The 19,779-nt window shown below is 64.9% G+C and carries 5 protein-coding genes; 1 reads left to right on the top strand and 4 read right to left on the bottom strand.

Translation table 11 applies throughout. The features are described 5' to 3' along the window. The first annotated feature begins 41 nt into the window (after window positions 1-41). A complete protein-coding gene (locus NRG23_RS29225; RefSeq protein WP_257373114.1) occupies window positions 42-3,344 on the top strand; it encodes an ATP-binding protein in 3,303 nt (1,100 codons plus the stop codon). A 139-nt stretch (window positions 3,345-3,483) separates the two neighbouring features. Here NRG23_RS29225 and NRG23_RS29220 read toward each other — a convergent pair whose 3' ends face one another. From NRG23_RS29220 to NRG23_RS29205, 4 genes are all read right to left on the bottom strand, one after another. Further along, entirely contained in the window at window positions 3,484-3,828 is a 345-nt protein-coding gene (locus NRG23_RS29220) for a DUF6124 family protein (protein WP_124301939.1), read from the bottom strand. A gap of 554 nt (window positions 3,829-4,382) precedes the next feature. After that, window positions 4,383-5,435: a hypothetical protein gene (locus NRG23_RS29215; protein ID WP_009050071.1), complete on the bottom strand. Its 1,053-nt coding sequence runs from the start codon at window positions 5,433-5,435 to the stop codon at window positions 4,383-4,385. Window positions 5,436-5,721: 286 nt separating this feature from the next. Next, on the bottom strand, window positions 5,722-6,540 hold the full coding sequence (locus NRG23_RS29210; RefSeq protein WP_257373113.1) for an alpha/beta fold hydrolase: 819 nt from the start codon (window positions 6,538-6,540) through the stop codon (window positions 5,722-5,724). A 197-nt stretch (window positions 6,541-6,737) separates the two neighbouring features. Next, window positions 6,738-19,754 carry a non-ribosomal peptide synthetase gene (locus tag NRG23_RS29205; RefSeq protein ID WP_257373112.1) on the bottom strand — a complete coding sequence of 4,339 codons (13,017 nt, stop codon included), beginning with the start codon at window positions 19,752-19,754 and terminating at the stop codon, window positions 6,738-6,740. Window positions 19,755-19,779: the final 25 nt, after the last annotated feature.

Below are 19,779 nucleotides of genomic sequence, written 5' to 3'. Positions count from 1 at the left end.
GACAAGCTAGGCTTTTAGACATTCTCGATTACTGGCACAAGGTGGAGTTCTTTCTACCTTATGCCCTCGAGAAATATGTCGAGGACTTCAAGGAATGGGAGACCCGATGGCTCTCCCAGGAAGATCTCCAGCAGAGCAAGGACAGCCGCTGGCGCAACTTTTCCATCCCCGACGACCTTCAAGTCAAAGGCTTCAACCTCTACATCGGAGTCTTTGATGCCTCCGTCATTGCAACTCTTTGCGAACCGCACCTGGCCGCTTTATCGGTAGACGAGAACACCTTCTATGAAGAGCAGGAACGGGTGGAGCTTGAAGGGCTGACGTGCTTTGCCAAGATCAAGCTCAATGCTCAAGCCGTCCCGCAACTGGATGCCGTGTCACTGTCGACGGCTCCCTGGGCCCTGGGGCAAACGGTGAGCAAAGGGCTTGGCGCTCTTGGCCATCAAGCCTTCGAAGACGCCAAGGAGCAGTTGATCAAACTGCTGCACAACTTCCATGGACAGCGCCAGCAAAACGATGACCCGAGCTTGATGGCTGAGGAAGTCCTGCATTTACATCAACTGCTGTGCAACTGGGCCAGTTTCACGCCTGAGCAGAACAGCGGTACCGCGGTCGCATTGCTTCAAGTGCTGACCCAGCCCAAGGTCGAGAAACCACTCACCCAACTCTCTGCGGCACAGGCACCGGAAGTCGAGGATGAAGAAGAACCCGATACCGAGATCGACATTCTCAACAGCTTTTTCATAAAAGACATCGAGCGTGCGATCGCCAGCTTGCAGCGCGCAGAGCAGCCGCTGCCTTTGCTTCAGTACCTGGGCGAAGCCGACCCGAGCAAAAGAATCGACCTGTATACCGATCATGGCCGCACGGCCATTTACCAGGCCCTGCAACCGCAATGCATAAACCCCGGACATTGGCCGGATGAGCCCGGCCATGCCATGAGCCTGATGCAACAGTTCGCGATCAATACCGCGCTCGGCACCTTGGAAAACAGCGGTGTGTTCTCCGTTAACGGACCACCCGGGACAGGCAAAACGACCTTATTGCGCGACATGTTCGCCGAGAACATTGTTCGTCGAGCGCGGGTATTGGCGGGATACAGCGAGGCGGCAGACGCTTTTGTTGGCGGGAAAAAACCGCAGGTCACCTTCAAGGGCATGCCGAATACCTACACCATCCGCGCGCTCAAGCCTGAGCTGACCGGCTATGAAATGGTGGTGGCCTCCTCCAACAACGCCGCCGTGGAAAACATTTCCCGAGACCTGCCCAAACGCAAATCCCTGGGAAAATGCTGGAACAACGTGCAGTACCTGCAACCGGTCGCCCATAAGATTGCTGCCCAGAAAAGCGATGGCAGCATCAGCCCCCTGTCCGATGAGGACAAACCCTGGGGGTTGATCTGCGCCGCACTCGGTAACAGCAGCAACCGAAAAGCCCTGCAGGAACGTTTGTTTTTCAACCCGGTAGACACCACCGAGCCCAATCCGCCCCTGACGATTCGGCAATGGGTGGATGACTATAAGGGCCCCACTTTCAAGGAGGCCTGCGCAGCCTTCAAAAAAGCCGACGAGGAGGTCAGCAAGGCGCTGGAGGAGCGAGCCCGCTACGCCAGCCTGCTGGAAGAAATGGCGGCTACCGATGAGCCGGCCTTCCTGCACCCTCAACAGCAGTCATTCAATCAGGCCGAACAGACCAGGGCGTCCGCCCAGCAAGCCCTCGACCGCCAGCAACAGCAACTTCAAGCAACGGCGCAACACCTGAGCAGCCTGCAGGAACTGGAGCGCCTGATAGATCGCAGTCGTCCGGTCTGGTGGAAGCGCTTGTTCAATACTCAAGCAGCTAAAACCCACCGTAATGAACAACTGGAAAATGCCCGGCTCCAGCGTCTGGCGCATGAAGAGATCAACCGCGCGAAAAGCCTTCTGAACAATAGCCTGAGACCGGAACTTGAAAGCGCGCAAACCGCATTGCTGTTCTGTAAAAGCGAACTCGATGCCCGTAAAGCGCAATGGCAAGGCAAGTGCCAATGCCTGGACGATTTCGCCAGCCGCCTGGGCCGTCCGAACCTGCCAGGCCAACTGAGTGAACTGGAGAACAGCGACTTCCAGATCAATGGGCTTTGGCATGATGCCGCGCTCAACCGATTGCGCTCGACCGTGTTCGCCGCGGCGTTGACCCTGCATGAGGCCTGGCTTGCCGAGGTCGCGCCCTCAGGCTCGAACGGCAAGGGCTTCAGCGCCAACCTTGCAGCCATCAGCCTGTTGCTGAGCAACAAGACACCTGAGGATGAGCGACTGACCCAGGTGCTCTGGCAAAGCCTGTTCATGGTGATCCCGGTGGTCTCGAGCACCTTTGCCTCCTTTGGCAACCAGTTCCGTGGGCTGGGTGCCGGCTCTCTGGGCTGGCTGTACATCGACGAGGCAGGGCAAGCCGTGCCCCAGGCCGCCGTCGGTGCCTTGTGGCGGGCGCAGCGCGCCATGGTGGTGGGCGACCCCCTGCAAATCGAGCCGGTCTTCACCCTGCCGCAACGCCTGGTCAAGACACTGGGCCAGCTATCGGCGCACACGGCAAACGATGCCTTCGCCCCCAATCGCGTGTCGGTCCAGAGCCTGGCGGACCAGAACAATCGCTATGGCAGCGTGTTCAAGAACGACACCGATGAAGAGCTGTGGATCGGCAGCCCGCTGAGGGTCCACAGACGCTGCATCGAACCCATGTTCAGCCTGTCGAACCAGATCGCCTACGGTAACAAGATGGTCTTTGGCCTGCCCAACGCCCACGCCGAACAGGACGCCCCGGTGTACAGCTCCAGTTGCTGGGTCGATATCCCTGGCAATGTCGAACACAAACAGGTCGTCCCCAGGCAGATCGAGTTCATGGTCGATCTTCTCGGGCAGCTGTACCTGCGCGATGGAGAACTGCCGCAGCTGTACGTGATCTCGCCGTTCAAGGCCGTGCGCCTGGCCCTGCAGAAAGCCATACGCGCGGCGGCCTGGGCCAGGCCCAACCATCGCCCGAAATTACCCGCGGGTGAGTTGAAACAGTGGTTGAAAGCCTCCATCGGCACCGTGCATACCTTCCAGGGCAAGGAACAAGACACCGTGTTCATGCTGCTGGGGGCAGACCCCGAGCATGCGGGAGCGGCGCAGTGGGCCGCCTCCAAACCCAACCTGTTGAACGTTGCCCTCACCCGGGCCAAACGTCGGGTCTATCTGGTGGGGGATTTTGACCTCTGGGGGTCGCTGCGCTATTTCGATGCGGTGAGTCGCGGCAAATTCCCGCTGCAAAGAATGGGGCCTGCTGCCTTTCTGGCAAAACTGAATGCTCTGGAAGAGCAGGCCTAACGTTGAACACTGTCAGCGCCTGACGCTGACCTGAAGATATTTGGTGAACGCGCTCGCCCCCCACGGATACCTGATTGTGAAACAACGATCAGGCCCCTGTGGGGGCGAGCCCGCTCAGGATGAACGCTTCAAAAACGACTCAACGGGCGCCGCGCCCATCCAGCAACGCATCCACCACCGCCCTGGCCATTTCCACGGAATGGACCATCGACCAGATCAACCCACGCTCCAGGCCACTGCCGCGTTCGGTGATTTCATCGCTGACTTCTTCAGCGCATTTGAGCAGCAGCGACACATGCACCAGGGCTTCTTCGGCGCTGATGCCTTGGCGTACACAAAAAAGAGAATCCGGACCTACCGGCCCTGCCGTAGTGGCGTGGAGAGAATCAAATGCTTCAGGAGGCGAACTGGCCAGCGCCTGACGCAAGGTTTGATTGGCGGTTTTCAACTCAGGGTAACGATATACAGGGATTGGCTTTTTCATGGATGCGGTCCTCAACACAGTGGATATGAACACCCAGCAAATACTTCTGGGTCTTCGTACGTTCCCGATATGTTTCGGACTTGCACATCCGGCCATTGATTTCGCAATGACCTGTGCAGGCTAGTGCGTCAGGCCCCCCGTATTCAAGCGGCAAACCACTTCCCGGAAATGCCCTACAAAAGAAAGCGAATCGGCCCCCTGTAGCCGCTGCCGAGCCTGCGAGGCTGCGATCGACTGCGTAGCAGGCGCCAAACCTGCCCATGCGGTGTGTCAGGAAAAATACCGTCGCCTGGTTTGCGGCCGCTTCGCGCCCGATCGCAGCCTTCGGCAGCGGCTACAGGGGAGTGTCAGAATTCGGCGCCTGTGGATAAGCGACTGCCGACGGCGCGATCGGCTCGGTCCGCGTTCGGGCGCAGCAAGTGCCAAACCTGCCAATGCGGTGTGTCAGGCAAAACCCCATCGCCTGGTTTGCGGCCGCTTCGCGCCCGATCGCAGCCTCGCGGAGCTCGGCAGCGGCTACAGGGGCGTCAGCATTCGGCGTTTGTGCGTAAGGCTCAGGCGAACTCGTCTGGTGCTTCGCGGGCAAGGATGTTCTCCAGTTCGTCCGTGTCTCCCCGTTCGTTGAGGATGGCGCTGACCTGATCGACCCAGACCTTTTCCGAGGCAATCCCGGCCCACGACTGGCTGCCGAAGCCGTGATACGGACGGTCATCGAAGGTGCTGATCAGTAGTTGGTTGAAGCGCACCGTCTCCAGGTTCTTGCGCTGGATCTGCATCTGCAGGGCCCCCAGCACCTTCTGCTGCTCTTGCGGGTTCGGGCGATAGCTGAAGAGCCGCGGCGAGCTGAGCACCAGGAACTGCGGTGGAAGGTTTTCATCGATGGCCGCCTGCAAGCGGTAATGGCCATCGAGAATCAGGTGGCAGCTCAGGCCGCTGACGTACCACAGCAGGATGGGCGGCAAGCTGCCTTCACGGGCTTTCTTGCGCCACCATTTGAGGCGCCCGGAATGCGGGTCCACTGCATGCAGGCCGACCACTGCGCCGCCACTCTCGCCCAACTCGACCCAGCGCGCCGCGCCGGGTTGCCGGTTGTCGAGGATGTTGCGGCCGTAGATCGCCCACTGCGGCATATGGCTCAGGGCGTCTTCACCGCCCTTGAAGTACCAGGCTTCGGTGCCGCTCAGCAACGGCCGCATCGGCTTGAGGGATTCCGGGCGCAGGGCCCGTACCAGCCAGTAGCCGGGGTAGAAAAAGTCCGGCTGATGCTGCATCAACTGCTGGACGAAGAAGCGGCTCCAGGCCTTGAGGCGCAGGGCCGGGTCGAGGCGTATCTGTTGCTCCACCTGAGGCGAGTCGATGGGGCCCACCAGGGTTTGCGGCAATTGCTCCAGCAGGTGATTGCGTACCAGCCACACGCCGTAAAGGCAGCGGGACATGCTGCCCCACAGCAGCGTCTGGTCACCCAGCACCAGTTGCATGCGTCGGTTGTTGCCACTGAGCAGGCGCAGGTTCGGCTTGCCGCTGGCCGGGCGCTTGACGTCCACCCCGAGGCCGTTCCAGTTGCCGGCCAGGTCCTCGATATCGCGCCAGTAAATCTGTTCCGTCATGGCCCCTGTCCCTGAATGAAAACGCCCGACGCAGGTGCTTGGACCTGCGCCGGGCGCGACTATAGCAGAGGGGTCGGGTGGTAGCCTTGAGATCGAATCGCGGGCAAGCCTCGCTCCTACAGAAGCGCCGTCAACCGGAAGATTCGGCGGCATTACGCAGTCGCATCGCGGGCAATCGAGCATCGACCGGCCGCTCCTACAGAAGCCGCGATCCACCAGGGAAAATACGGCTTCTGTAGGAGCGAGGCTTGCCCGCGATGACGTCACCCCAGACGCCGCTGCACTGTCAGCAGGAATACCGCTCCGCCAAAAACGTCAACAACGCCTCGGTGACAAATTCCGGGTTCTCCAGGTTGGAGATATGCCCCGCCTCAGGCACCAGCTGATAAGGGCAGCCAATCAGCTCGGCCATTTCCCGGGTTTCCGACGGTGGGCGCGGTTTGTCCTGGTCGCCGCACAGCAGCAAGGTGCTCTTGGGGTCCAGTTGGTTGAGACGCGACAGCAGGTCTGCGCGGCTGAAGGTGATACGACCCATGGGCACCACGCTTTCGCGCAGGCGTTCGCTGGGCAATGCCGCGAGCACGGCGCGGAAGTCCTGGTACAGCGCCGACTGCGGGTCGATGCCCGGCCGGAAGAAAATCGGCACCACGATGTCCAGCAGTTGCGGCGCGATCGTCCCGCTCTCTTCGATCTGCTTGAACAGCGAGAAGTAGTACTGGCGGGTCGGCTCCGGCTCGGCCCCAAGATAGGTGTCCATCAGCACCAGGCCATTGATCCGTTGCGGCGCCGCCAGGGCCAGGCGTGCGCCCCACATGCCGCCCACGGACAGGCCGACCAGGGTGATGCGCTCGATCTGAAGATGATCCAGCAGCGCCAGCACCTGCCGGGCGATGTCATCCAGCGAAGCAGTGCCTTGCGGCAGCGCGCCGGATTGGCCGTGGCCCCACAGGTCCGGGGCGATCACCCGGTACTGCCGGGACAGCGCCTCGATCTGCGGCGCCCACATGTTCAGGTCCCACAGGTAACTGCCGGCCAGCAGCACCGCGGGGCCGCTGCCCTGGTCCAGGTAGTGAAGGGCTTGTCCATCAATAGTCGCGAAGGGCATCAACTGTCTCCTGTCAGGTGGGCTGCGAAAAAGCTTCGGTAGACTGTGCCGGTGAAGGGTTGCCGTCAATCGGACAAGTCCTAAGGGCCGTGCAAGCCTGGAGGTTTTTCGCGAGCAAGCTCGCTCCTACATGGGACATATCGCCTTCTGTAGGAGCGAGCTTGCTCGCGATAGGGCCAGCACTGACAAGTGCTGGATTACAGCCCCTCCAGCTCCGCCATCAGATCGCTCAGGCGATCGACTTTCTCCTCGCTGATTTCACTGCTCGCCAGGCTGTCGATGTACTGCGCCAGTTCCTCCACTGTGCTGCACTCGAACATCGCCCGCAGCGGCACGTTGCGTTGCAGGGTCTTCTGCACCCGCGAGGCGATCTGCGTGGCCAGCAGCGAATGCCCGCCCAGTTCGAAGAAGTTGTCCCGGACCCCGACCCGTTCGACCTTGAGCACCTCGGCCCAGATAGCGGCCAGGGTCTGCTCCAGCTCGCTGCGTGGCGCCAGGTAGTCCTGGCTGTGCAGCTGGCCGATCTCCAGGGCCGGCAGGGCCTTGCGGTCGAGCTTGCCGTTGGCGTTGAGCGGCAGGCGTTCCAGCCACAACCAGTGCAGCGGCACCATGTATTCCGGCAGCTCGGCGCGCAGGCGTTGCTTGATGCGCTCCAGGCGTTCCGTCGGGTTCAGCGCCGAGTCGCTGGCCACCAGATAGCCCACCAGATGCTTGCCGTTGACGCCTTCCTGCACGCCGACCGCCGCGTCGCGGACTTCCGGTTGTTCGTGCAGGCGGGCTTCGATTTCCCCCAGCTCGATGCGGTAGCCACGGATCTTCACCTGGTGGTCGATGCGCCCGACGTATTCCAGCACGCCATCGGCGCGGCGGCGGGCCAGGTCGCCGGTGCGGTACAGACGTTCGCCCGGGGCACCGAACGGATGGGGCACGAACACCTGCGCGGTGCGCAGCGGATCGCTGACATAACCACGGCCGACCCCGGTACCGGCGACGCACAACTCGCCCACCGCGCCCAGCGGCACCAGGTCCAGCGCGCCATCCATCAGGTACAGGCGGTTGTTGTCGGTCGGCGTACCGATCGGCAGGTAGCTGCCACGGGTCGAGGCCATGTCGACGCGGTAGAAGGCCACGTCATCCGAGCACTCGGCCGGACCATAGGCGTTGACCAGGCCGATCTGCGGGTAACGCAGCAACCATTGATGCGCCAGCTCCGGCGGCATCGCCTCGCCGGTGGGCAGCATCCAGCGCAGGCCATCAAGGTGGATGGACTCCTGGGCGAGCATGCCCTGGATCAGCGACGGCACGCTTTCCAGCACGCTGATGCGCTGCGCCTGTACATGGGCCAGCAAACCTTGCGGGTCATGGGCGATGGCGTTCGGCACGATGTCCACCCGCGCGCCGAACAGCGGCGCGGCGAGGAACTGCCAGACCGAAATGTCGAAGCTCTGCGACGCGGTCTGGGCGATCACATCGGCTTCGCTCAATTGCAGGTACGGCACCTTGCTCAGCTGGTTGTTGAGCATGCCGCGCTGCTCGACCATCACGCCCTTCGGCAGGCCGGTGGAGCCCGAGGTGTAGATCACATAGGCCAGGTTGTCCGGGCCGCTGTAAATGCCTGGGTTGTCCAGCGAATGATCGGCCGCTTGCACCTCTTCCCAGACCAACAAACGGGGTCGGTTGGCGCAGGCGAATTCGTCCAGCAAGGCTTGCGCCTGTGCCTGGCAGGCCGCGGTGCACACCAGCAACGGCGTGCGGCTCAGCTCGATGATCCGCCCCAGGCGCTGGCTCGGCAGGCCCGGGTCCAGCGGCAGGTAGCCGGCGCCGGCCTTGAAGCTGCCGATGATCATGCCCAGCAGGTCCAGGCTGCGCTCGGCCAACAGGGCCACCGGCTGGTCCAGGCCCACGCCGTTGGCGATCAGGGCGTGGCCCAGGCGGTTACTGCGCTGGTTCAGTTCGGCGTAGCTGTATTGCAGCTCCTGGCAACTGGCGGCGATGCGTTGCGGATGGGCCGCCACCTGCGCTTCGAACAGTTCGACGTAGCTGCGCTCCAGCGGGTACTCATGTTCGCTCTGGTTGCAGCCGGCGAGCAGGAAGTCCTGTTCTTCTGCGCCCAGCAGCGGCAGCTCGGCCATGTCGCCATGGAAGCCCTGCACCAGCGCCAGCAGCAGGCGCTTGAATTCGCCGAGCATGCGCTCGATGGTCGCTTGCTCGAAGTAGCGCTGGTCGTAGGACAGGTGCAGCCCCAGGTCATCCCCCGGGTAGCACACCGCGGTCAGCGGGAAGTTGGTGTGGGTGCGGCCGGAATCCGAGGTGGCGTTCAGGCTTTGCGCGCGGTCCAGCACCGAGACTTCCACCGGCGCGTTCTCGAACACGAACAGGCTGTCGAACAGCGGCTGGCCCTTGGGCAGTTCGCTGTTCTCCTGGATCGCCACCAGCGGCAGGTACTCGTACTCGCGCAGCTCCATGTTGCGTTCCAGCAGGCCGCCCAGCCATTGACGCACGCTCAGGCGCTGACCGTCTTCCGGCAACTGCACCCGCAGCGCGATGCTGTTGATGAACAGGCCGACGGTGCGCTGCATCTCCGGCATTTCCACCGGGCGCCCAGCCACGGTGACGCCGAACAGCACGTCACGCTCACCGCTCAGGCGCCGCAGGACCAGGGCCCAGGCCGCCTGGGCGAAGGTGTTGACGGTCAGTTGATGCTGCTGCGCCAACTCGCGCAGTTGCGCGCCGTCGCGGGCATCGAGCCGGGTGTAGCAGTCACCGACGATCATGCCGCCGCTGTCGCCGGCGTGCTCACGCAGGAACGGCCGGTCGCTCGGAATCGGCGTGGTGCGCTCGAAGCCTTGCAGGTTGTTTTTCCACCACTGGCGCGCCTCGGCCAGGCTCTGGCGTTGCAGCCAGCCGATGTAATCGCGGTAGCGTGGCGGCACGCTGAGCTGGGCTTCGCGACCTTCGCCCAAGGCGGTGTAGATCTCGAAGAAGTCGTTCATCAACAGCGAACGGCACCAGGCATCGATCAGGATGTGGTGGTTGCTCATCATGAACCAGTAGCGCGCGGCCCCCACGCGGATCAGCCGCAGGTGGAACGGCGCCTGCTCGAGCAGATCGAAACCGGCCTCGCGTTCGCTTTTCAGCAGCGCCTGCAACTTCGGCTCCTGCTCGGCTTCGGCCACTAAACTCCAGTCCAGAAACTCGATCGGCGTGCCGCCCGGCTTGTGGATAACTTGCAGCATGTCTTCGCCGACGTTCCAGCAGAAGGACGCGCGCAGGGCTTCGTGACGAGCCACCACCGCCTGCCAGGCCTGGGCGAAACGCGCAGGGTCCAGCTCGCTGTTGATGCGGTAGCGGTCCTGCATGTAGTACAGGCCGGTACCCGGCTCCAGCAGGGTGTGCAGCAGCATGCCCTCTTGCATCGGGGTCAGCGGGTAGACGTCTTCGATGACCCCGGCTGCTACTGGCAGCGCGTCCAGCTGCGCCTGGGTCAGGCGCGCCAGGGGGAAGTCCGACGGCGTCAGGCCGCCGGCATCGTCCTCCAGGCAATGGGCGATCAGGCAGTGCAGTTCGCCGAGGTAGGCCTGGGCCAGCTCGTCGATGGTCTGCGGGTCGAAACGCTCGCCGCTGAAGGTCCAGCGCAGCACCAGCTCACCGGCGTAGACCTGGCTGTCGACGCTCAGCTCGTTGGGCAGCGGCGCTTCCGGTGAATGGGCGGCGCCCACCGGCTCGTCCAGCGGACGGAACAGCGCGTCGCTGGCAAAGCTCTGGTCGAACTGGCCCAGGTAGTTGAAGGTGATCGGCGCCTTCGGCAAGGCCGCCATGCCTTGCTGGATCGCCGCGTCGGCCAGGTAGCGCAGCACGCCATAACCCAGGCCTTTGTGCGGTACGGCGCGCAGCTGTTCCTTGATCGCCTTGATCGAGGCGCCCTGCCCGGCCGCTTCCTCTATAGCCAGCGGGGTCAGGCGCAGCGGGTAAGCGCTGGTGAACCAGCCGACCGTGCGGGTCAGGTCGATCTCGTCGAACAGGGTTTCGCGGCCGTGGCCTTCGAGCTGGATCAGCGCCGAAGCCTCGCCGGTCCAACGGCAGAGTACGCGGGCCAGGGCCGTCAGCAGCAGGTCGTTGACCTGGGTGCGGTAGGCGCTCGGCGCCTGTTGCAGCAACTGCCGGGTGCGCTCGGCATCCAGTTTCACGCTGACGGTCCGGGCATGCTTGTTCTGCCGCCCGCCCTCAGCGTGTTGCACCGGCAGCATCGCCGCCGGGCCAGCCAGTTGGTCCTGCCACCAGCTCAACTCTTCGCGCAGCGACTCGCTGCCGGCATAGGCCTGCAGGCGTGACGCCCAATCGCGCAAGGCGCTGGTTTTCGCCGGCAGGCGCGGCGTCTGCTGAGCTTCAAGCTGGCGGTAGAGGTTTTGCAGATCCTCCAGCAGCACCCGCCAGGACACGCCGTCGACCACCAGGTGGTGGATGGCGATAAACAGGCGTTGCTGTTCCTGCGGACCGTCCACCAGCAGCGCGCGCAACAGCGGTCCGTTGCTCAGGTCGAGGCTGCGCTGGGCCTCGGCGAACAGCGCAACACATTGATCCATAGACGCCACATGCATCTGCACCAGCAGCGGCGCTTCGGACAACGGTTGATGCATCGCCTGCCATTGGCCATCGACCTGGGTAAAGCGCAGGCGCAGGGCGTCATGCTGGGCCAGCACCGCTTGCAGCGCCTGTTCCAGCAACTGCCCATCGAGTGCCTGGGTCGGCGCCAGTAGCAGCGCCTGGTTCCAGTGCTGACGCTCGGGGATCTCGCTGTCGAAGAACCAATGCTGGATCGGCGTCAGGCCCGACCCGCCGCTGAGCAAGCCTTGCTCGGCAACAATCTGCTCGCTGCGGCTGGCCACCGCGGCCAGGGTCTGCACGGTCTGATGCTGGAACAGGTCGCGCGGGCTGAAATGAATGCCCAGCTGGCGGGCGCGGCTGACCACCTGGATCGACAGGATCGAGTCGCCACCCAGTTCGAAGAAGTTGTCGTGCAGGCCGACCTGCGGCAGGTTCAGCACGTCGCACCAGACCTGGGCCAGGGTTTGCTCCAGCTCGTTGCTCGGCGCCACGTACTGCTGGCGGTTGAGTTCCAGGTCCGGTGCCGGCAAGGCACGGCGGTCGAGCTTGCCGTTGGCGGTCAGCGGCATGCTCGCCAGCAGGACCAGATGGGTGGGCACCATGTAATCCGGCAGATGGATTTTAAGCTGGGCCTTGATCGCCTCGCGCAAGGCAGCTTGCTGCTCGTCACTCTGTTCGGCGACATCGGTCACCAGATAGCCGGCCAGCTGTTTGCCGCCCGGCATGTCCAGGGCCAGCACCACCGCTTCGCGCACCGCCTCATGTTCCAGCAGGCGGTTTTCGATTTCCCCCAGCTCGATGCGGAAGCCGCGAATCTTCACCTGATGGTCGACCCGGCCGATGTATTCCACCTGACCGTCGGCGCACTGGCGCACCAGGTCGCCGGTGCGATACAGACGCCCGCCATGAGTGCTGAACGGGTCGGCCACAAAGCGCTCGGCGCTCATACCCGGACGCTGGTGGTAACCCTGGGCCAGGCCGGCCCCGCCGACATACAACTCGCCGGTGGCGCCTTGCGGCACCAGGGCCAGATCGGCGTCGAGGATATAGGCCACGCGCTCACCGACCACCGTGCCGATTGGCACGCTGCCGGCGCCCTCCTCCAGTTGCTCCGGCGCCAGGCTGGCCAAAGGCATGACCACGGTTTCGGTGGGGCCGTAGGCGTTGAAGAACAGGCTCGGCTTGAACGCCGCGCGAATGCGGTTCAGGTGCTCGCCGGTCAGCGCTTCGCCGCCGGTGATGCACATGCGCACCGGCAGGGTTTCGCCCTGGGTCGCCAGCCACTGCGCCAGCTGGCTGCCGTAGCTCGGGGTGAAACCGAGGATGTTGATGCGGTGCTGGCGGATCAGCTGGCAGATATCTTCGGTGTCCCACTGCCCTTGCGCCCGCAGCACCACCTGGGCGCCACTGAGCAGCGGCACCAGCAGACGCTCGGTGGCGGCGTCGAAGTTGATGGAATAGAAGTGCAGCTCGCAGTCGTCCGGGCGCATGCCGAAGCGCTCGATCACCGCGCGGCAGTGCATGGCGATCTCGCCATGGGACACCATCACGCCCTTGGGCTTGCCGGTGGAACCGGAGGTGTAGATCAGGTACGCCTGGTGCTGCGGCAGGCTGATAAAGGGCAGCTCGCCGGCCGGGTAGTTGGCCAGTTGCGCGCCGTCCTCTTCCAGGCACCAGCGCGCCACGCTCGGCGGCAGCTGGCCCAGGGCCTGGAACATCGCCGCGTCGCTGAGCAGCAGGCCGATGCCACTGTCTTCGATCATGTAGTGCAGGCGGTCCAGCGGGTATTCCGGGTCCAGCGGCACGTAGGCGCCGCCGGCCTTGAGGATCGCCAACAGGCCGATGACCATTTCCAGCGAACGCTCCAGGGCCAGGCCGACCCGCACCTGCGGGCCGACGCCACGTTCACGGAGCATCCAGGCCAGGCGGTTGGCGCGGCTGTCGAGCTCGGCGTAGCTCAGGGTCTGCCCGGCGAACGTCAGGGCCGGCGCGTCCGGGCGCAGCAGCGCCTGCTCGCTGAACAGGTGATGGATGCACTGGTCCAGGCGATGTTCGCCGGGCTCGACGCCCAGGCTGTCCAGCAGTTGCTGTTGCTCGGCGCGATCCAGCAGCGGCAATTCGCTCAGGCGCTGCTCGGGGCTCTCGATCAAGGCCTCCAGCAGGTTGCGCCAGTGCGCCGCCATGCGCGCGATGCGCGGCTCGTCGAACAGGTCGGTGCTGTAGGTCAGGCAGCAACCCAGGCGATGATCGAGGTCGGTGACTTCCAGGTTGAGGTCGAACTTGGTGGCCCGCGCATCGTTGGCCAGGTATTCGACTGTCATCCCGGCCAGGCTGCGGCTCTGCTGGAACTCCCAGCGCTGGACGTTGCACATCACCTGGAACAACGGGTTGTAGGCGGCGCTGCGCGGCGGTTGCAGGGCTTCCACCAGGTGGTCGAACGGCAGGTCCTGATGGGACTGGCCTTCGATCACGGTGTGCCGCACCTGCTCGAACAGCTCGCCGACGCTCATCTGCCCGTCGAGCTGGCAACGCAGTACCTGGGTGTTGAGGAAGGCGCCGATCAGCCCTTCGCTTTCCGGACGGATGCGGTTGGCCACCGGCGCGCCGATGCGCAGGTCGGTCTGGCCGCTGTAGCGATAGAGCAGCACGGCCAAAGTGGCGGTCATGGTCATGAACAGGGTCAGGCCGTGTTCCGCGTTGAAGCGGCGCACCCGTGCCGCCAGCTCGTCGCTGAGGTCGAAGCGGTACAGCTCGCCCTGGTGGCTTTGCACCGGCGGCCGCGGACGGTCGCCCGGCAGTTCCAGCAGCGGGTGTTCGTTGCCCAGTTGCGTGGTCCAGTAATCCAGCTGGCGCTGACGCTCGCCGGACTCCAGCCACTGGCGCTGCCAGACGCTGTAGTCCAGGTACTGCACCGGCAGCGGTTCCAGCGGCGAGTCGCGGTCGTCGATAAAGGCTTCGTACAACGCGCTCAGCTCACGGGCGAAGATGTCCATCGCCCAGCCTTCGGTGACGATGTGGTGCAGGGTCAGCACGAAGTAGTGCTCATGCTCCGCCGCCTTGACCAGGCAGGCACGCAGCAGCGGACCGGTTTCCAGGTCGAACGGCTGGTGCGCCTCGCTGTCGGCCAGCTGTTGCAGGCGCTGTTCGCGGGCTGCTGCATCCAGGCTGGAGAAGTCCTTCCAGGCCATGCGCACGCCGGTTTCAGCGTGCACCCGTTGCCGGGCCACGCCGTCGACACTAGGGAAAGTGGTACGCAGGGTTTCGTGACGCAGGATCAGCGCCTGCAGCGCCGCCTCGAAACGCCCGACATCCAGCACGCCCTTGAAACGCGCCATGCCGCCGACGTTGTAGGCCGGGCTGTCCGGCTCCATCTGCCAGAGGAACCACATGCGCTGCTGGGAATAGGACAGCGGCACAGGCGCGCTGCGGTCGACCTTGGCGATCGGCGGCTGCTGGTTGCGCTTGCCGGATGCCTGGATCAGCCGCACCTGCTCGGCGAAGTCGCCCAGCTCGCTGGCTTCGAACAAGGCCCGCAGCGGCAACTCGACGTCGCAGGCCTGGCGGGTCCGGGAAATGATCTGCGTGGCCAGCAGCGAGTGGCCGCCCAGGGCAAAGAAGTCATCGCGCAAGCCAATGCGCTGCTGCCCCAGCACCTCGCGCCAGATCGCCGCGATCTGTTGTTGCAGTTCGGTGACCGGCTCGACGTGTTCACGCACCTGCCATTGCGGCTCCGGCAAGGCGCGGCGGTCGAGCTTGCCGCTCGGGCTCAGCGGCATGGCCGAAAGAAGCATCAGTTGCGCCGGCACCATGTACTCCGGCAACTCGCTGGCCAGGGCGGTTTTCAGGCGCGCGATCTGCACCTCCTCATCTTCCACATCCGCAGTGGCGGTGTAATAACCGATCAGCTGTGCACCGGCCGCGGTCTCGCGTACCAGTACCGCGGCCTGGGCCACGCCCTCCTGGGCCAGCAAGCGCGCTTCGACTTCCTGGGGCTCGACCCGAAAGCCGCGCAGCTTGACCTGCTGATCGAGGCGCCCGAGGTATTCCAGCGCACCATCGGCCGCCCAGCGCACACGGTCGCCGGTGCGGTACAGGCGCGCGCCATCGGTGCCCAGCGGGTCGACAACAAAACGTTCCGCGCTCAGCCCCGGCCGCCCGAGGTAACCACGGGCCAGGCCGATCCCGGCAATGCACAGCTCGCCCGGCACGCCGGCCGGCACCGGGTTGAGGTCGGCGTCCAGCACCCGGCAGATCACATTGCCCAGCGGCCGGCCGATGGGCGAGCGCTCGCCATCGCTGCGGCGGCAATGCCAGTGGGTGACGTTGATCGCGGTTTCGGTCGGGCCATAACGGTTGTGCAACTGGACGTTCGGCAGTTGCTCCAGCACCCGGTCGCGCAATTCGGCCGGCAAGGCTTCGCCACCGGAGAACAGCCAGCGCAGGCTGCTGCATTCGGCGCTCAGCGGCTCATCGACGAACAGCTGCAACAGCGGCGGCACGAAGTGCAGCGTGGTCACGCCGTATTGCTGCACCAACTGGGCGATGCGATGCGGGTCGCGGTGTTCGCCCGGCGCGGCCAGCAGCAGGCGGCAGCCGGTGATCAGCGGCCAGAAGCATTCCCACACCGACACGTCGAAGCTGATCGGCGCCTTTTGCATCAGCACATCGCTGGCGTCCAGGCGGTAGGTATTCTGCATCCACTGCAAGCGTTCGCTCAGGGCCGCGTGGGTGTTGCCCACGCCCTTGGGCTGGCCGGTGGAACCGGAGGTGTAGATCACATACGCCAGGTTGTCGCCGTGCAGGTGCAGACCCGGCGCATGGCTCGGCCAGCTGTCGAGCTTGAGGCTGTCCATGGCGATGGCACTGACACCCTCGGCCTGGGGCAGACGCTCGAGCAGCTGGATCTGGGTCAGCAGCAGCTCGACGCCACTGTCGGCCAGCATGTAGGCCAGGCGCTCGGCCGGGTAGTCCGGGTCCAGCGGCACATAGGCGCCGCCGGCCTTGACGATCGCCAGCAGGCCGATCAACAGCTGCGGCGAACGCTCGGCGGCGATGGCCACGCAGACATCCGGGCCGACCCCTTTGTCACGCAGGTAATGGGCCAGGCGGTTGGCCTGGGCGTGCAGCTCGGCGAAGCTCAGCTCACCGCCCTGCCACACCAGCGCGGTGCGTTCCGGGGTCTGTTGCAGTTGTGCGTCGAGCAGCTCGGGCAGCCATTGGCTGGCCGCCGCGCAAGGGGCCTCGCTCCACTGTTGCTGCTGCGCCTGCTCGCAAGGGTTGAGCAACGGCAGGTCGGCGATGGCGGTCTGCGGACGCTCGCAGGCCTCGCGCAACAGGCTGACGAAATGCTCGGCCAGGCGCTCGATGGTCGCGGCCTCGAACAGCTCGGCGGCGTAGTCGAAGGACAGGCTCAGGCGGCCGTTGCGGTCTTCTTCACTGTGCAGTTGCAGGTCGAACTTGGCCTCGCGGCTGTGCCACGGCAGCTCTTCGGCCAGCAGCCCGGGCAACCGGCGCAGGGCGCCGAGGTCACGCTGCTGGTGGTTGAACATGACCTGGAACAGACCCTGTTCGCGGGCCTGGGGGAAGGCTTCGAGCAGTTGCTCGAACGGCAGGTCCTGATGGGCCTGGGCTTCCAGCGCGGCCTGGCGGGTCTGCGCCAGCAACGCGCTAAATGGCAGGCGACCATCCACCTCGGCGCGCAGCACCAGGGTGTTGATGAAAAAGCCGATCAGGCCCTGGGTTTCCAGGCGCGGACGGTTGGCGTTGGGCACGCCGATGCGGATGTCGCGCTGGCCGCTGTAGCGATGCAGCAGGCTCTGGAACGCTGTGAGCAACAGCATGAAAGGTGTCGATTCATGGGCCTGGGCGGTCTGGCGAATGGCGTCGCTCAGGCTCGCTCCCAGGCGCAGGCTGTGACGCGCGGCGCTGTGTTGCCGCTGCGCCGAGCGCGGGTGATCGGTGGCCAGGCTCAGGCTTGGGTGCTCATCGCCCAACTGCTGTTTCCAGTAGGCCAGTTGCCGCTCGCCTTCGCCCTGGGCCAGCCACTGGCGCTGCCAGCTGCCGTAGTCGGCGTATTGCAGCGGCAACGGCGCCAGGCTCGCCGCCTGGCCTTGCACGGCGGCGGCATACAGGCGCGAGAACTCGTCGATCAGAACATTCAGCGACCAGCCGTCGGCGATGATGTGGTGCAGGGTCACCAGCAGTTGGTGCTCTTCGTCGTCGAGGCGCACCAGGGTCACCCAGAGCAGCGGGCCTTGTTCCAGGTCGAACTGGGTACGGGCTTCCTCCTCGCGGATCTGTTGCGCCCGCGCCTCGCGCTCGGCCAGCGGCAGGTCGCTGAGGTCGATCACCTGCAGGTTGAATTCGCCGGCGGCTTCGACCTGTTGCAGCGCCTGGCCGTCGCGCTCGAAAAAGCGCGTGCGCAGGGATTCATGACGCTCGATCAGTTGCTGGAAGCTGGCGCGCAGGGCGTCTTCGTCCAGCTCGCCGCGCAGGCGCAGGCCGCCGGGAATGTTGTAGGCGCTGCTGTGCGGGTCGAGCTGCCAGGTGATCCACAGGCGATTCTGCGCCAGGGACTGAGGCAGCGCCTCGGCACGCGACAAGGCATTGATCGCGCCCTGGGCCAGGCCGCCGTCCTGTTGCAATTGCGCGACCTGCGCGGCGAAAGCGCCGAGGGTCGGCGCCTCGAACAGCAGGCGCAGGTTCAGCTCCAGGCCGAGTTCTTCACGCAGGCGCGCGACGACCTGGGTCGCGGCGATGGAGTTGCCGCCCAGCAGGAAAAAGTGATCGTCGCTCGCCACTTGCTCGACGTGCAGCTGTTCGCGCCAGATGCGGCCGATCAGCTCTTGCAGTTCGCTGCTCGCTTCGCCGCTGGCCTCGTCGATCGCCGCCTGGCGACTAGGAAACTGGGCATAACTGTCGAGGCTGCCATCGGCCAGGCGGTTGCGGCAGGCCGAACGTTGCAGCTTGCCGCTGGAGGTCTTGGGCAACGCGCCGGGGTTAAGCAGGACCACCACGCTCGGCGCTTGCTGATAGGCCTCGGCCACGGTCTGGCGAATCAGCTTGATCAGCGCCTCCGGCGTGAGGATCTTCTGCACGCTGCGGCTGATTTCCGCGGCGATACCAATGCCTTCCTCGCCCTGTTCGGTGACGGCGAACGCCGCGACCCGGCCCTTGCGCACCACCTCGACCTCACGCTCGATGGTCTGCTCGATGTCCTGTGGATAAAGGTTGTGGCCACGCACGATCAGCATGTCTTTCAAGCGACCGGTAATGAACAGCTCGCCACCGCGCATGAAACCCAAGTCGCCGGTGCGCAGCCAGGTCTGGCCGGCGTGCTGAACGAAGGTCTTGGCCGACGCCTCGGGGTTGCGCCAGTAACCATGGGCGATGCTCGGGCCGGCGGCCCAGACTTCGCCGACCAGATTGTCTTCCAGCTCGACCAGGGTGTGCGGCTCGACGATCAGCACGGCGTGCTCGGGCTGACTGGTGCCGCAGCTCATCATGGCGTTGCCGGTGCCCGGCTCGGCGCGGTTCTGCGCCAGGGCCTGCTCGTCCAGGCGCAGGGCCGGGATGCCCTGGCCACGGGTGCCGCCGGCGACAAACAGGGTGGCTTCGGCCAGGCCATAAGAGGCAAAGAAGTTGTTCGGGGTGAAACCGCAGGCGGCGAACTTCTCGGCGAAGCGCTCCAGGGTGTCCAGGCGGATCGGCTCGGACCCGGAATAGGCCACGCGCCAGCGACTGAGGTCCAGGCGCTCCAGGGCCGACTCGCTGACCCGCTCGCTGCACAGGCGGTAGGCGAAGTCCGGGCCGCCGCTGATGGTGCCGCCGTATTCGCTGATCGCCTCCAGCCAGCGCAACGGCCGGCCGAGGAAGTAGGCCGGCGACATCAATACGCAGGGCACACCGCTGAAGATCGGTTGCAGCAGGCCGCCGATCAGGCCCATGTCGTGGTACAGCGGCAGCCAGCTGACGATCACGTCGTCGGGGTTGAGGTCGATGCCGAAGCCGCGGCGGATCAGCAGTTCGTTGGCCACCAGGTTGCCGTGGCTGACTTGCACGCCCTTGGGCAAGGCGGTGGAACCCGAGGTGTATTGCAGGAAGGCGATGTCGTCGCCGCGCAGTTCGGTGGCCGTCCAGACTTCGGCCAGGCTCGCCTCCAGGGTGTCCACGCAGAGCAGCTGCGGCGCGTCGGCGCCTTGTAGCTCGTCCATCTGCGCCAGGGAATCGCGCAGCCCGCTGCTGGTCAGCAGCAGCCGCGGCTCAGCGTCGGCGATGATCGAGATCAGCCGCTCCTGGTGATGGCGTCGGCTCGACTCCGGCGGATAGGCCGGCACCGCGATGACCCCGGCATACAGGCAGGCGAAAAACGCCGCGACATAGTCCGGGCCGCTGGGGAACAGCAGCACCGCGCGATCGCCCAGACCGGCATTGGCCTGCAGCGCCGCGGCGATGGTCCGGGCGCGCAGATCCAGGTCGCGATAACTGAGGACCACGCTCTGATCCTGCTCTTCGGCAAGAAAGCGCAAGGCCACTTGATCGGGGGTCTGAGCCGCCCGGCGTTGAAGGGCTTGAGCCAGAGTGCTGGGGAGTTCGAACGCGTCCATCATGGGGTTTCCTGCGCGGATTGTGCTT

Source organism: Pseudomonas sp. T8, assembly GCF_024610635.1.
Lineage (GTDB): Bacteria > Pseudomonadota > Gammaproteobacteria > Pseudomonadales > Pseudomonadaceae > Aquipseudomonas > Aquipseudomonas chlororaphis_I.
The sequence above is the reverse complement of the archived record's forward strand: the minus strand, read 5'-3'. Positions and strand labels throughout refer to the sequence as shown.